This window comes from Streptomyces sp. NRRL B-1347 (assembly GCF_000720325.1).
Lineage (GTDB): Bacteria > Actinomycetota > Actinomycetes > Streptomycetales > Streptomycetaceae > Streptomyces.
On record NZ_JOJM01000031.1, the window covers coordinates 65,951 to 81,334 of the forward strand.

The following is a 15,384-nucleotide window of genomic DNA, read 5'->3' on the forward strand; positions in this document are numbered from 1 at the left end:
CGCCACGATCCGGTCCCGCTCGAACCGAGAAGGAAGCTCGATGCGCGCGCTGTTGATCGACAACTACGACTCCTACACCTACAACCTGTTCCAGCTCCTCGCCCAGGTGTACGGCAAGGAACCGACGGTCCTCGTCAACGACGACCCGGCGTGGGCCAAGCACGACCCGGCGGCGTTCGACTGCGTCGTGATCTCACCCGGGCCCGGCCGCCCCCAGCGCCCCACCGACCTCGGCTTCTGCCAGGAGGTCCTGGAGCGCTGGCAGGACGTGCCGGTGCTCGGGGTGTGCCTGGGGCACCAGGCGATCGCCCACCACTACGGCGGCCGCGTCGAGCCCGGCACGCCCCGGCACGGCCATCTGACCCGGGTCCGCCACGGCGGCGAGGACCTGTTCGACGGCCTGCCCCAGCAGTTCACCGCGGTGCGCTACCACTCGCTGCGGGTCGTCGAGCCGCTGCCCGACGCGCTGCGGGCCACGGCCTGGGCGGAGGACGGCACCGTGATGGCGCTGCGGCACCGCACCCTGCCGCGCTGGGGCCTCCAGTTCCACCCGGAGTCCGTCGCGAGCGAGTGGGGCGCCCAGCTCCTGCGCAACTTCGCGGAACTCATAGGCGGCCACTACGCCGCCGCGCCGCCGGAGCGGGCCAGCTGGTCCCCGCCCCTCGACGGCACCCCGAGCCCCCACCTGGAGGCCGTGGTCGAGGTCGTCGACCGGGCCGTCGACACCGAGGCCCTCTTCACCTCGCGCTACGCCGACAGCGCCTGCTCCTTCTGGCTCGACAGCAGCGCGCCCGGCGTCGGCCCGGCCCGCTTCTCCTTCCTCGGCGACACCGCGGGCCCGCTCGCCGAGACCCTCACCTACCGCACCGGCGACACCTCGGTGACGGTCCGCGACGCCACCGGCGAACGCGCCGAGCTCGGCACCATATTCGAGGTGCTCCAGGACCGGCTGCGCACCCGCGGCCTCACCGCGCCGGACCTGCCCTTCGACCTCAACGGCGGCTACGTCGGCTACTTCGGCTACGAACTCAAGGGGGAGTGCGGCAGCCCGAACGCGCACAGCGCCGAGACCCCCGACGCCGCCTGGATGTTCGCCGACCGCCTCGTCGCCGTGGACCACCTGGAGGACAAGACCTACGTCCTGGCCCTGAGCACCCGCGCGGCGAACGCCCTCGACGGCGCCCGCGCCTGGGTCAAGGACACGGCGCACGAGGTCCGCTCGCTGCCCGACGCGGCCCCCGCCCCGGCCCCGGCACCGGTGTCCGGGGCGCCGTCGGACCGGGCCGTCCTCAGCCGCGACCGGGCCGCGTACGTCGACGACATCGAGGACTGCCTCGACCAGCTGCGCAGCGGCGAGAGCTACGAGATCTGCCTGACCAACCGGGTCCGCCTGCCACCCCTGAAGGACCCGCTCGCCTACCACCTGAAGCTCCGCGGCCTCAACCCCGCGCCGTACGCCGCCTATCTGCGCCTCGGCGACGTCAGCGTCGTCTGCTCGTCCCCGGAGCGGTTCCTGCGCGTCGAACGCGACGGCACGGTGGAGAGCAAGCCCATCAAGGGCACGGCCCCCCGGGGCGCGGACCCGGTGAGCGACGAGGCGCTGCGCCGCTCCCTGGCCGCTTCGGCGAAGACCAGGGCCGAGAACCTCATGATCGTCGACCTGCTCCGCAACGACCTCGGCCGGGTCTGCGAGGTGGGCTCCGTCGGCGTCCCCGCGTACATGGTCACCGAGTCGTACGCCACGGTGCACCAGCTCGTCACGACGGTCCGCGGCCGCCTGCGGCACGACGTGGACCCCGTCGCCTGCGTCCGGGCGTGCTTCCCCGGCGGCTCGATGACCGGCGCCCCGAAGCTGCGGACGATGGCCATCATCGACCGCCTCGAACAGGAGGCCCGCGGCATCTACTCGGGCACCATCGGCTACTTCGGGCTCTGCGGCGGCGCGGACCTCAACATCGTGATCCGCACGGCGGTGACCTCCGCCACCGGCACGGTCATCGGCGCGGGCGGCGCGATCGTCCTGGACTCGGACCCGGACGACGAATTCGACGAGGTGCTCCTCAAGGGCCACGCCCTGGTGCGGGCGCACGCCCAGCTCGACGCCGTCGACGAGCCGGAGCGGGGCACGCCGTGACGGCCCCGGACACCGCAGCGACCCCGGCGCCCGCGCCCCGGGCCTCCGTGGCCGTCACCCGCCTCGACGGCAGCCCCGCGACCCCCGGCGACCTGGCCGCCCTCGCCCTGTACAACTACGGCCACTTCACCACCCTGCGCGTCGAGCGGGGCCGCGTGCGCGGGCTCGGCCTGCACCTGCGGCGCCTCGCCGACGACTGCCGCACGCTCTTCGGCACGGACCCGGACACCGTCGGCCGCCTCACCGAAGGGGTCCGGGCCGCGCTGCGCCGCGTCGCCCGCGCCCACGAGGCGCCCCTGACGGTGCGGGTGACCGTGTGCGCCGAGGACACGACCCTCGAAGGGCCCGGCACGACCGCCCCGACCGCGCTGCTCAGCACCCGGCCCGCGGCCGCCGCCGCGCCGCCACCGCTGCGGCTGACCACCGCCACGTACGTACGGGAGCTGCCGGAGGTGAAGCACACCGGACTGTTCGGCACGCTGCGTCTGCGCGCGGACGTGCGGCGGCGCGGCTTCGACGACGCCCTGCTGCTCGACCACGACGGCCACGTCCTGGAAGGCACCACCTGGAACATCTGCTTCTGGGACGGCACCCGGCTGCTGTGGCCCCGGGGCCGCTGTCTGCCCGGCGTGACCGCGCGCCTGCTGCGGGAGGCGGCCGCGGGGGCCGGGCTGCCCGTCGGTGACGCGCACCTCACCCGGGGCGGACTCGGCTCGCTGCGGGCCGCGTTCGCGACCAACGCGGCCTTCGGGGTGCGGCCCGTCGCCTCCGTCGACGAGGTGCTCTTCGCCCCGGACCCGGACGTCACCGCCCTGACCGCCACGCTCACCGACCGGTACGCCGACGTACCCGCGGAACCCCTCTAACGAGCGCCCCCTTCAAGATCCAAGCCGACTTCAAGAAGGCGCCAAGAGCCCCTGCGCAGAATGCGGTGCGGCAGCGCACCCCGCCCCGAGCAGCGCCCCGCCCCGAGCAGCACCACGCCCCGCGAAGCCCTCCCGCCCTCCGAAGCACCCGCCTCCCGAACCGCGAGAAGAGGACCGAGCATGACGACCGTCGAAGAGACCGAGACAGCCTGGGAGAACCTGCCGTTCCTGGACATCACCGATCCGGCGTTCGTCTGGGACTCCGCCGAGGTCGCCGAGGCCAGGGAGCGCTCCTGGATCGCGGGCACCCCCCTCGGCCTGCTGGTGCTCCGCTACGCCGAGGCGCACAGCCTGTCCCGCGACCCGCGCCTGGTCTCCGGCTTCCGCGAGGTCGTCGACCTCGTCGGGCCCTCCGAAGGCCTGGTGCGCGAGTTCATGCGCGACTTCATGCAGAGCCTGGAAGGGCCCGACCACCGCCGGCTGCGCGGCCTGGTCACGCACGGCTTCACCTCCCGGCGCATCAACGCCCTGAAGCCCTTCATCCGCGCCACCGCCGAGCGCCTCGCCGACGAACTCGCGGCGACCGGGGGCGAGTGCGAGTTCGTGTCCGCCTACGCCGACCCGCTGCCCGCCGCCGTGGTCTGCGAGATGCTCGGCTTCCCGCCGGAGGACCACGCCGTCGTCGGCCGCTGGTGCAAGAACACCAACCTGGTCCTCGCGCTCGGCCCCGACCAGAGCCGCGTCTCCGAGGTCGAGGAGGGCCTCGCGGGCATGTACGGCTACTTCGAGAAGGTCGTGCAGAAGCTCAAGGAGAACCCCGGCGACGACCTGTTCTCCGACATCCTGCGCGCCCAGCGGGACGACGACGCGCTGGACGACCGCGAGCTGCGCACTCTGATAGCGACCCTCCTGGTCGCCGGGTACCAGACCACGAGCCACCAGATCGGCCACGCCATGGTGGCGTTCTCCGAGCACCCCGAGCAGTGGGCGCTGCTGCGCGAGCGGCCCGAACTCGCGCCCCAGGCGGTCGAGGAGGTGCTGCGCTGGTGCCCGACCACGACCGTGGTCGCCACCAAGGCGGCGGCCGAGACCTTCACCTACAACGACCTGCTCATCCCGGCCGGGACCCCGGTGTGGCTGTGCGCGCACTCCGCGCAGCGCGACCCCCTGGTCTTCGAGGACGGCGACCGCTTCGACATCACCGTCGAGCGCAAGCCGGGCACCCTGGCCTTCGGCGGCGGCACGCACTTCTGCCTGGGCGCGGCCCTCGCCCGCCTCGAAATGGCCGAAGCGCTCGTGGCGTTGACGGCCCGCCTCGACGCCCCCCAGGTCACCGGGCCGATCACTTGGCGGCCCTCGACCGGCGTCTCCGGGCCCGACGCGCTGCCGCTGCGCTTCGGCGCCGCACAGTGACACAGCCCCGCGCCCCTTGGGGCCCGTGAGGTCCGACATCGTTCCGGGAAGGGCAGCACGTTCGACATGACCGATGACGACAGGACGCTCGACTACCTCAAGCGCCTCACCGCCGAGCTGGGCCAGACCCGGGAGCGGCTGCGGGCCGTCCGGGCCGCGGGCCGCGAGCCGATCGCCGTGGTGTCGATGGCCTGCCGCTTCCCCGGCGGCGTGACGTCCCCCGAGGAGCTGTGGCGCCTCGTCGGCTCGGGCACGGACGGGATCTCCGCGCTCCCCACCGACCGCGGCTGGGACACCGAGGGGCTCTACGACCCCGACCCGGAGCGGCCGGGCACCACCTACGCGCGCGAGGGCGGCTTCCTCGCCGACGTCACGTCCTTCGACGCGGGCCTGTTCGGGATCAGCCCGCGCGAGGCCCTGCTGATGGATCCGCAGCAGCGGCTGCTGCTCGAAGTCTCCTGGGAGGCCTTCGAACGCGCCGGGCTCACGCCCGACGCGCTGCGCGGCAGCCGCACCGGGGTCTTCGCCGGGATGATGGGCCAGGACTACACGGACCGCAAGGACGGCTCGCTCGCCGAGTACGAGGGGCAGCTGGAGACCGGGCGCGCGGCGAGCGTGGCCTCCGGCCGCGTCGCCTACACCTTCGGCCTCGAAGGCCCGGCCGTCACCCTGGACACGGCCTGCTCCTCCTCGCTCGTGGCCCTGCACCTGGCCGTGCGGGCGCTGCGGAACGACGAGTGCGACCTCGCCCTCGCGGGCGGCGTCACGGTGATGTCGAGCCCGGCCACGCTCCTGGAGTTCAGCCGCCAGCGCGTGCTCGCCCCCGACGGCCGGTGCAAGGCGTTCGCCACCGGCGCCGACGGCACCGGGCTCGCCGAGGGCATCGGCATCCTCCTGGTGGAGCGCCTGTCGGACGCGCGGCGGCACGGCCATCCCGTGCTCGCCGTCGTCACCGGCAGCGCCGTCAACCAGGACGGTGCGTCGAACGGGCTCACCGCGCCCAACGGCCCCTCCCAGCAGCGGGTGATCCGCGCCGCCCTCGCGGGCGCCGGACTCACCGGGGCCGACGTCGACGCGGTGGAGGCGCACGGCACGGGCACCTCGCTCGGCGACCCCATCGAGGCCCAGGCCCTGCTCGCCACGTACGGTCAACAGCGCGACCAGGACCGGCCGTTGTGGCTGGGGTCGCTGAAGTCGAACATCGGCCACACGCAGGCCGCCGCGGGGGTCGCGGGCGTCATGAAGATGGTCATGGCGCTGCGCGAGGAGTCGCTGCCCCGGACCCTGCACGCCGACGAGCCCAGCCCGCACGTGGACTGGTCCCTGGGTGCCGTACGGCTCCTGACCGAGGCCAGGCCGTGGCCCAAGGGCGAGAGGACCCGGCGGGCGGGCGTGTCGTCGTTCGGCATCAGCGGCACGAACGCGCACGTCATCGTCGAAGAGGCGGCGGACGAGCCCGCCGCCACCGCCGAGCCCGCCGCGGCCACGGATCCCGCCGGGGCCACCGACCCCGCCGCCACCATCGAGCCCACCGCCACCGAGGGCGCCCCGCCGCCCGTCCCCTGGGTGCTCTCCGCCCGGACCCCCGAGGCGCTGCGTGCCCAGGCGGCCCGGCTGCGCGACCACGTGACGGACCGTCCGGACCTGCGCCCGGCCGACATCGCCTACTCGCTGGCCACCACGCGCGCGCCCCTCGCCCACCGGGCCGTCGTCGTGGGCCGCCGCACCGACGAACTGCTGCGCGGCGTCGCCGCCCTGGCCGCGGGGGAGCCCGGCGCGGACCTGGTCGAGTCGGCGGCGCGCGACCTGGGCAAGGCCGTCTTCGTCTTCCCCGGCCAGGGCTCGCAGTGGGCGGGCATGGCCGTGGAGCTGTGGGACGCGTCCCCCGTCTTCCGCGAGCGGATGCTCGCCTGCGCGACCGCGCTCGACCCGTACGTCGACTGGTCGCTGCGCGACGTGGTGTTCGGCACGGCCGACGCCGGGATCGCCGCCCGCGTCGACGTGGTCCAGCCGGTCCTGTGGGCGGTCCTCGTGTCGCTCGCCGAGCTGTGGCGCTCCTACGGCGTGGAGCCCGCCGCCGTGGTCGGCCACTCGCAGGGCGAGATCGCCGCGGCCTGCGTGGCGGGCGCGCTCTCGCTCGACGACGGCGCCCGCGTCGTGGCCCTGCGCTCCCGCCTGATCGCCCGGAAGCTCGCAGGGGCGGGCGGCATGGTCTCGGTGGCGGCGTCGGCCGGCGCCGCCCGCGCCCGCCTGGAGCGCTGGGGCGACCGCGTCGCCCTCGCCGCCGTCAACGGCCCCTCGTCCGTGGTCGTCTCCGGCGACCCGGCGGCCCTCGACGAGCTGATGGCCGACTGCGAACGCGACGGCGTCCGCACCCGGCGCGTCGCGGTGGACTACGCGTCCCACTCCCCGCAGGTCGAGCGGTTGCGCGCGGACCTGCTCGCCGAACTCGCCACGCTGCGCCCGCGCGCCGGGAAGATCCCCCTGTACTCCACGGTCACCGGCGACGTCCTGGCGGGCGACGAGCTGACCGCCGACCACTGGTTCCGCAACCTGCGGCGCACGGTACGGCTCTCCGACGCCGTCGAGCGGCTCGCCGCCACCGGGCACGGGGCGTTCATCGAGTGCAGCCCCCACCCCGTCCTCGCCCTCGGCCTCACCGAGACCCTCGGCGACCTCGGCCGTGACGCCCTGGTCACGGGCACGCTCCAGCGGGACGACGGCGGCCTCGACCGCTTCCTGCGCTCCCTCGGCGCGGTCCACGCGGGTGGGCGCTCGCCCGACTGGGAGCACCTCTTCGCGGGCACCGGCGCCCGCCGCGTGGAGCTGCCCACGTACGCCTTCGAGCGGCAGCGCTACTGGCTCGACGCCGCCCCCGCCGCCGGGGACGTCACGGCCGTCGGCCTGAGCCCGCTCGACCACCCCTGGTGGGGCGCGGTCACCGAACTGCCCGACTCCGGCGGCACCTTGATCACCGGGCGCGTGTCCCGCGACACCCAGGCCTGGCTCGGCGACCACGCCGTGGGCGAAGCCGTGCTGCTGCCCGGCACGGCGTTCCTGGAACTGGCCGTCCGGGCCGCCGAGCAGGTCGGCTGCGACCGCGTGGCGGAACTGACCCTGCAAGCCCCGCTGTTGCTCCCGCCGCGCGGCGGCATCCAGCTGCGCGCCGTCGTCGGCCCCGCCGACGCCCACGGCACCCGCGCGCTCACCCTGCACGCACGCGACGAGGCCGCCCCCGACACGCCGTGGACCACCCAGGCCGTCGGCTCCCTCGCCGTGGCCGTCCCGAGCGGCGGCCACGGCCCGGAGGCCCTGGAGGCATGGCCGCCGCCGGGCGCCGAACCCGTCGCGGTGGAGCGGGCGTACGCGGACCTCGCGGAGCTGTCCCTGCGGTACGGCCCCGCGTTCCAGGGGCTGCGGGCCGCCTGGCGCCTCGGGGACGAGCTGTTCGCCGAGGTCGCGCTCGCCGACGGCACCGAGCCGGAGGGCTTCGCGGTCCACCCGGCCCTGTTCGACGCCGCGCTGCACGCGGTGGCCCTCGACGAAGGCGTCGGCGTCCGCGGGGCGGCCGCGGACGCGGGACCGCGCCTGCCGTTCTCCTGGTCCGGCGTCGCGGTCCACGCGGTCGCCGCCACCCGGCTGCGCGTGCGGATCACCCGCACCGGACCGGACGCCGTCGCCCTGGAGGCGGCCGACGCGACCGGCGCCCCCGTCGTGTCCGTGGAGTCGCTGGCCGTCCGGCCCGTGCCCCTGGACCAGCTGGACCCGGCCGCGCGGCAGCCGACGCACGCGCTGTTCGCCGTGGACTGGGCCCCGGCGCAGACCGGCGCCGCCGCGCCGCCCGCCTCCTGGGCGGTCCTCGACGGCCTCGACGCGCTCGCCCCCGCCCTGGAGGCCACCGGCGCCGCCGTGCGCCGGGAGCGGGACCTCGCGGCCGTGGCAGCGCCCGGGGACGTCCCGGACGTGGTGCTCGCCCCGCTGCGGCCCTGCCCCGGCGACCTGCCCACGGCCACCCGGGAGACCGTCGGCGCGACCCTGACGCTCCTTCAGGAGTGGCTCGGCGACGACCGGTTCGCCGCCGCCCGGCTCGTCCTGCTGAGCCGCGGCGCGGTCGCGGCGGCCGACGCCGAGAGCGCGGACCCCGCCCTCGCGGCGGCCTGGGGCCTGGTGCGCTCGGCACAGGCGGAGCACCCGGACCGGCTCGTACTCGTCGACTGGGACGGACAGGAGCCGTCGGCCGACGCGCTGCCCGCCGCCCTGTCCGGCGACGAACCGCAGCTGGCCCTGCGCGCCGGGGAGACGTACGTCCCCCGGCTCCGGAGGGTGTCCGCGGACGCCGCCGCCGAGGCGCCGTCCGGCTTCGACGGCGATGGCACGGTCCTGGTGACCGGCGCGTCCGGTGTGCTCGGCCGGGTCGTGGCGCAGCACCTGGTCGCGGCGCACGGCGTGCGGCACCTGCTCCTGGTGAGCCGCCGCGGCGCGGCCGCGCCCGAGGCCGCCGAACTGACCGTGCGGCTCACGGAGTCGGGCGCCGCCGTGCGCTGGGCGGCCTGCGACCTCGCCGACCGCGAAGCCCTCGCGGCCGTCCTCGCCGACGTGCCGGACGACCGCCCGCTGCGCGGCGTGGTCCACGCCGGTGGCGTCCTCGACGACGGCGTGGTGTCGGCCCTGACGGGACCGCGGCTCGACACCGTGTTCCGGCCGAAGGTCGACGCGGTGGTCCACCTGCACGAACTGACCGCGGCCGCGGACCTCTCGGCGTTCGTCGTGTTCTCGTCGGCGGCCGGCACGTTCGGCACCGCGGGCCAGGGCGGCTACGCGGCCGCCAACGCCTTCCTCGACGCCTTCGCCCGCGCCCGGCGGGCCCGCGGCCTGCCCGCCCTGTCCCTGGCCTGGGGCCTGTGGGAGCGGACCAGCGCGATGACGGCCCGGATGTCGGACACCGACCGGGACCGGCTGCGCCGCTCCGGCGTCACGGGCCTGACCGCGCGGGACGGCGTCGCCCTGCTCGACGCGGGCCTCACCGCCGGGCTCCCCGTCGTCGTCCCCACCCGGATCGACCTGTCCGCCGTGCGCGCCCGGGCCGCCGCCGACGGCGTGCCCGCGCTGCTGCGCGGCCTGGTGCGGCCACCGGCCCGGCGCGCCGCCGCGGGCACCGATGCCGCCGCCGACAGCTCAGCCCTGACCCGCGACCTCGCCGCGCTCGCGCCGGGGGACCGGGCCGCGAAGGTCCTCGACGTGGTCCGCGCCCAGGTCGCGGCCGTCCTCGGCTACGCGGGGCCCGCCGCCGTCGAACCGGGGCTCGCCTTCAAGGACTTGGGCTTCGACTCGCTCACCGCCGTCGAGCTGCGCAACCGCCTCACCCGCGTGACGGGCCTGCGCCTGCCCGCCACGCTCGTCTTCGACCGGCCCACCCCGCGGGCCCTCGCCGAGCACCTCCTCGACCGCCTCGCCGGGCGGAGCGCGCCGGTGCGGGCGCCGGTGCGCGGCCGGGCCACGGGCCCGGCCGACGAGCCGATCGCCATCGTCGGCATGGCCTGCCGGTTCCCGGGCGGCGTCGGCTCGCCCGAGGACCTGTGGCGCCTGCTGGACGAGGGCGGCGACGCCGTCTCCGCCTTCCCCACCGACCGCGGCTGGGACCCCGGCTCCGCCACGCACGCCGCGGAGGGCGGCTTCCTGCGCGACGCCGCGGCCTTCGACCCCGAGTTCTTCGGCATCAGCCCGCGCGAGGCGGTGGCGATGGACCCGCAGCAGCGGCTCCTGCTCGAAGTCTCCTGGGAGGCCCTCGAACGCGCGGGCCTGGACCCCACCACCCTCAGGGGCAGCCGCACCGGAGTGTTCGCGGGCCTGATGTACCACGACTACACGACGCGGCACGCGGGCGTCCCCGACGACGCGGGCGGCGGCTACCTCGGCACGGGCGGCTCCGGCAGCGTCGCCACCGGCCGGATCGCGTACACCTTCGGCTTCGAGGGCCCGGCCGTCACGGTGGACACCGCCTGCTCGTCGTCGCTCGTGGCGCTGCACCTGGCGGTGCAGGCGGTGCGCGGCGGCGACTGCGACCGGGCCCTCGCGGGCGGCGTCACCGTGATGTGCACGCCGCACGCCTTCACCGAGTTCAGCAGGCAGGGCGCGCTCGCCGCCGACGGCCGCTGCAAGCCGTTCGCGGCCGCCGCCGACGGCACCGTGTGGGGCGAGGGCGCGGGCGTCCTCCTCGTCGAGCGCCTGTCGGACGCGGTCCGCGCGGGCCGCCGCGTCCTCGCCGTCGTCCGCGGCTCCGCCGTCAACCAGGACGGCGCCAGCAACGGCCTGACCGCCCCGAACGGCCCCTCCCAGGAACGCGTGATCCGGCAGGCCCTCGCCGCCGCCCGGCTCGCCGCGGCCGACGTGGACGCCGTCGAGGCGCACGGCACCGGCACCACCCTCGGCGACCCGATCGAGGCCCAGGCGCTCCTCGCGACGTACGGCCAGGAGCGGCCCGGCGACCGGCCGTTGTGGCTGGGCTCCGTCAAGTCGAACCTCGGGCACCCGCAGGCGGCCGCGGGCGTCGCCGGGGTCATCAAGATGGTCATGGCGCTGCGCGCGGGCGTACTGCCCCGCACCCTGCACGTGGACGCGCCGTCGCCGCACGTCGACTGGGCGTCCGGCGCGGTGGAACTGCTCGCCGAGGCCCGCCCCTGGCCCGACGCGGGCCGCCCGCGCCGGGCCGCGGTCTCCTCGTTCGGCATCAGCGGCACCAACGCGCACGTCGTACTGGAGCAGGCGCCCGCGCCCGCGCCGACGCCCGGCGACGACGGCACGCCCCAGGCCCCCGCGGGCCCCGTCCCCCTGACGCTGTCCGCCCGGAGCGGAACGGCGCTGCGCGCCCAGGCGGCCCGGCTGCGGGAGCGCCTCGCCGCGGAGCCCGCCCTCGACGCCGTCGACGTCGCGCACTCGCTGCTGACGACGCGGGCCGCGCTCGCCCACCGGGCCGTGGTCCTGGGCGGCGACCGGGACGCCCTGCTCGCGGGGCTCGCCGCCGTGGCGGACGGCCGGGAGACGCCCGGCGCCGTCGAAGGACTCGCCGGCGACCCCGGCAGGACGGTGTTCGTGTTCCCCGGCCAGGGCGCCCAGTGGGCGGGCATGGCCGGGGAGCTGTGGGAGACCGCGCCGGTCTTCCGCGAGCGCCTGACCGAGTGCGCCGACGCCCTCGCCCCGTACGTCGACTGGTCGTTGGTGGACGTCGTACGGGGCGCCCCGGCCGGTGTCGACCCGGACCGGGTCGACGTCGTCCAGCCCGCGCTGTGGGCGGTCATGGTGTCCCTCGCCGAGCTGTGGCGCTCCTACGGCGTCGAACCCGCCGCCGTGGTCGGCCACTCGCAGGGCGAGATCGCCGCGGCCTGCGTCGCGGGCGGCCTCTCCCTCGACGACGGCGCGCGCGTGGTCGCCCTGCGCAGCCGGGCCCTGACCGCGATCGCCGGGCGCGGCGGCATGGTCTCCCTCGCCCTGTCCGCCGCCGAGGCCGAGAAGCTGGTGGCGGCCTGGGACGGGCGCCTCTCGCTCGCGGCGGTCAACGGCCCCGCGTCGGTGGTGGTCTCGGGCGACACGGCCGCCGTGGACGAACTCCTCGACCGCTGCGCGGACACCGGCGCCTGGGCGCGCCGGATCCCCGTGGACTACGCCTCGCACTCGCCGCACGTCGAGGCGGTGCGCGAGCGGATCCGCCGCGACCTGGCGGAGCTTGCCCCGCGCACCGGCGACGTCGCCTTCTTCTCCACGGTGACGGGCGCCTTCCAGGACACCGCCGGGCTCGACGGCGCCTACTGGTACCGCAACCTGCGCGAACCGGTGCGGTTCGAGCCCGCCGTGCGGGAGCTGTTCGCGCGCGGCCACGGCGCCTTCGTCGAGACCAGCCCCCACCCCATGCTCACCGTGGGCGTCGCCGAGACCCTGGCGGAGCACCCCGAGCGGACCGGCGTGGCCGTGGCGTCCCTGCGGCGCGAACAAGGCGGCCTCGACCGCTTCTCGGCCTCGGTCGCCGAGGCGTACGCGCGCGGAGTCGCCGTCGACTGGGCGGCGGCCTGGGCGGGCCGCGCGCCCCACGTCGTGGACCTGCCGACGTACGCGTTCCAGCGGCGCCGGTACTGGCTGGACGCGCCCGCGGGCTCCGGCGACGTCACCGCGGCGGGCCTGCACAGCGCCGACCACCCGCTGCTCGGCGCCCGCGTCGAGCTCGCGGGCTCGCCGGAGACCGTCCTCACCGCGCGCTGGTCCCTGGACACGCACCCGTGGCTCGCCGACCACGCCGTGGGCGACACCGTGGTCGTGCCGGGCACCGCCTTCCTCGAACTGGCCGCCCTGGCCGGGGCCGCGACCGGCTGCCCGCGCATCGGGGAACTCCTCCAGGAAGCACCGCTGGTCCTCGGCGCCCGCGGCGCCGTACGGATCCAGGTCCGCGTCGCGGCACCCGGCGACGACGGCACGCGGGCGCTCGGCGTGCACGCGCGCCGCGAGGACGCGCCCCCGGAGGACCCCTGGACGTGCCACGCCCGCGGCCTGCTCACCGAGGAGGCGGCCGAGGCGCCGCCCGCCCTCGACGGCGCCTGGCCGCCACCGGGGGCCGTGCCCGTCGACCTCACGGAGTTCTACGACCGGATGGAGGACATCGGCCTCTCGTACGGGCCCGCGTTCCGCGGCCTGCACACCGCCTGGCGCCTGGGCGACGAGATCCTCGCCGAGGCGGCGCTGCCCGCCGAGGACCACGCGGGCGCGGACCGCTACCGCGCCCACCCGGCGCTGCTCGACGCGGGCCTGCACTCCTGTCTGCTGCGCACCCCCGACGCAGACGGCGCGGCCATGCCCTTCGCCTGGAACGACGTGGACTTCCACGGGCCGTGCGGCCCGGCCGTGCGGGTACGGGTCTCGCCCGGCGCGGACCGGGACGTGTCCGTCCTGGTGACGGACGCCGACGGCGCCCCGGCGGTGACCGTGCGCTCCCTGGCCGCGCGCCCGGTCTCGCCCGAGCAGCTGCGAGCCGCGGGCGGCGCGGGCGACTCCCTGTACCGCCTCGCCTGGGTGAGCGCGCCCGCCACGGAGCCCGCGGAGCCCGGCGCGTGGGCGGTGCTCGGGGACGACACCGCGGAACTGCCCGCCACGGCTGGGCAGTTCACTGACCTGCCCGCGTACCGCACGGCGATCGGGTCCGGTACGGCCGTTCCCGACGTGGTGCTCGCGCCGCTGCGCGCGGGGCAGGAGCCGGACGACGCCGCCCGGGCGCGGGCCCTGACCTGCCGGACCCTGGAACTGCTCCAGGACTGGCTGGCCGAGGACGCGGCCGACGGGCGGACCGAGCCCCGCCCGGCGGAAGGGGCCCTCACGCCACGCCTCGTCCTCGTCACGCGCGGCGCCCCGGCCGCGCCCGACGACGAGCAGCCCGTCGACCCCGCCGCCGCGGCCGTCTGGGGCCTGGTCCGCTCGGCCCAGGCCGAGAACCCCGGCCGGTTCGTGCTCGTCGACCTGGACGACCACCCCGACTCCACCGCCGCGCTCGCCGCGGCCCTGGCCACCCACGAGCCCCAACTCGCCCTCCGCGCGGGCCGGATCCTCGTCCCCCGCGTCGAACGCGCCCCCGTCGCGGACGGCGGCGACACGCCCTGGGACGCCGACGGCACCGTGCTCGTCACCGGCGCCTCCGGAACCCTGGGCCGCGCCGTCGCCCGGCACCTCGTCGCCGCGCACGGCGTGCGGCACCTGCTCCTGGTGAGCCGCCGCGGCGGCGAGAGCGACGAGGCCGCGCGGCTCGGCGCCGACCTCGCCGACCACGGCGCGCGGGTGACCTGGGCGGCCTGCGACGCCGCCGACCGGGCCGCGCTCGCCGCGGTGCTCGGCGCGGTGCCCGCGGCGCACCCCCTGAGCGCCGTCGTGCACGCGGCCGGAGTCCTGGACGACGGTGTGATCCCGGCGCTGACCCCGGACCGCGTCGACCGGGTGTTCCGGCCCAAGGCGGACGCCGCGCTCCACCTCGACGAGCTGACCCGGGCGGCACGGCCCGCGGCGTTCGTCGTGTTCTCCTCGGCCGCCGCCACCCTGGGCAGCGCGGGCCAGGGCAACTACGCGGCGGCCAACACCTTCCTGGACGCGCTCGTCCGCCGCCGCCGCCAACAAGGCCTGCCCGCCCTGTCGTTGGGCTGGGGCCTGTGGGCCGACACCAGCGCCATGACGGCCGGGCTCGACCGGTCCCGGACGGCGCGCTCGGGCCTGAAGGAACTCGCCACCGACGAGGGCCTCGCCCTCCTCGACGCGGCCATGGGGTCCGCCGAGCCGCTGCTGCTGCCCGTGCGGCTCGACACGGCCGCGCTGCGAGCGCGCGGCGACGCCCTGCCGCCGGTCCTCCGCGGCCTCGTCCGGGTCCAAGGCCGGCACGGCGCGACCCGGGCGGCCGGGGCTGCGGCGCTGCGCCGCCGCCTTGCCGCGCTCACCCCCGCGGAGCGCGACCTGCACCTGATCGACCTGGTGCGGGCCGAGACCGCCACCGTGCTCGGCCACCCGTCGCCGGAGGCCGTGGGGCGCGACCGGGCCTTCAAGGACCTCGGGTTCGACTCGCTGACCGCCGTGGAGCTGCGCAACCGGCTCACCGCCGCGACCGGCCTCAGACTGCCCGCGACCCTGGTCTTCGACCACCCCACGCCCGCCGCGCTCGCCGAGCGCCTCGCCGCCGAACTGGCCCCGCGGGACGAGGCGGACGACGCCCGGCAGGCCACCGAGGCCGCGGTGCGCGCGGCCCTGGCCGCGATCCCGCTGCCCCGGCTGCGGGACGCGGGCCTGCTCGACGCCCTCCTGGAGCTCGCGGGGAGCCCGGCGGGCCACGAGCCACCGCCGCGGGACGAGGGCGAGCCCGCCTCGATCGACCAGCTGGACTCGGAGGGGCTGCTCGCCATGGCCCTGGACAACGGAGCGCACGCGAACACGGAGGACCACGATGCCCGCTGGTGA

The 15,384-nt window shown here is 76.9% G+C and carries 4 protein-coding genes; all 4 read left to right on the top strand.

Annotation, left to right across the window (positions count from 1 at the left end; genetic code table 11):
• The first annotated feature begins 40 nt into the window (after positions 1 to 40).
• Positions 41 to 2,134: an aminodeoxychorismate synthase component I gene (pabB, locus tag IG74_RS0124820; protein WP_030681455.1), complete on the top strand. Its 2,094-nt coding sequence runs from the start codon at positions 41 to 43 to the stop codon at positions 2,132 to 2,134.
• Complete coding sequence (locus IG74_RS0124825) at positions 2,131 to 3,000, top strand: aminotransferase class IV (protein WP_051855295.1); 870 nt, start codon at positions 2,131 to 2,133, stop codon at positions 2,998 to 3,000. The genes pabB and IG74_RS0124825 overlap by 4 nt, the downstream gene beginning before the upstream one ends.
• Before the next feature lie 180 nt (positions 3,001 to 3,180).
• Positions 3,181 to 4,413, top strand: a complete 1,233-nt coding sequence (locus tag IG74_RS0124830; protein WP_030681459.1) for a cytochrome P450 — start codon at positions 3,181 to 3,183, stop codon at positions 4,411 to 4,413.
• Between the two features lie 66 nt (positions 4,414 to 4,479).
• Positions 4,480 to 15,384 carry a type I polyketide synthase gene (locus tag IG74_RS0124835; RefSeq protein WP_051855297.1) on the top strand — a complete coding sequence of 3,635 codons (10,905 nt, stop codon included), beginning with the start codon at positions 4,480 to 4,482 and terminating at the stop codon, positions 15,382 to 15,384.

Bases quoted from the DNA above. Each gene is read 5' to 3' on its own strand.
- pabB (WP_030681455.1), top strand. From the start codon at position 41: ATGCGCGCGCTGTTGATCGACAACTACGACTCCTACACCTACAACCTG.
- IG74_RS0124830 (WP_030681459.1), top strand. From the start codon at position 3,181: ATGACGACCGTCGAAGAGACCGAGACAGCCTGGGAGAACCTGCCGTTC.
- IG74_RS0124835 (WP_051855297.1), top strand. From the start codon at position 4,480: ATGACCGATGACGACAGGACGCTCGACTACCTCAAGCGCCTCACCGCC.